1 protein-coding gene is annotated in these 725 nt (G+C 39.6%); it reads left to right on the forward strand.

All coding sequences use genetic code 11. The annotated features are described in order from the left end of the window. Nucleotides 1–683 (forward strand): transposase (locus tag ASU35_RS18600; protein WP_172794609.1); only part of this gene is annotated, 683 nt, incomplete at its 5' end. Nucleotides 684–725: the final 42 nt, after the last annotated feature.

Genomic DNA, 725 nt, shown 5'->3' on the forward strand with positions numbered 1-725 from the left:
TGGATCGTGGTTACGATGATAACAAGATGTTCCTAAAGCTCGATGCACTTAAGCAGGATTACGTCATCCGCCTGAAATCCAACCGTAAGCTTTTTTATCACAATAAATGGGTTATGGCTACAGAACTCAGGAACCGAAGAAAAGGAAAAGTTCGCATGCCACTATATTACAAAGGCAAAAACCATGAAGCCTATCTGTCTCATGTAAAGGTTCAGATAACTGCCTCTAAAAAAGACATTTATCTGGTGCTTGTTTATGGTATAACGGAGCATCCAATAATGCTTGCAACAAACAAAGAGATCAAATCCAAAGAGGATGTGATTGCTGTTGCAAAGTATTACTTTTCCAGATGGAAAATCGAAGAGTATTTCCGTTGTAAAAAGCAGATGTTTCAGTTTGAAAACTTTCGAGTACGAAAGCTGTCTGCTATTAATGCGTTAAATTTTTATATCACCTTATGCATGGCTTTTCTGGCACATATATCCATGAAGCCGGAAACGAATGCCCTTAAGGTTTCCATTATACAAAAAGCAGATCCAATAAAGGAAAAAATATATTTCTGCTATTACCGGCTGGCAAAAGGCATCTTTGGCATACTCTCGTATGCAAAAGAGGGCGTCAGGCTCTGGTTCAGGACAAAACGTCCTGTGTACCGTCAACTTTGCCTTAAGCTGGTTGTTTAAATAGATAAAAGAATATGTCTCCCAAAGTCCGGTTCCGGCGGG

Source organism: Acetivibrio ethanolgignens, assembly GCF_001461035.1.
Lineage (GTDB): Bacteria > Bacillota > Clostridia > Lachnospirales > Lachnospiraceae > Velocimicrobium > Velocimicrobium ethanolgignens.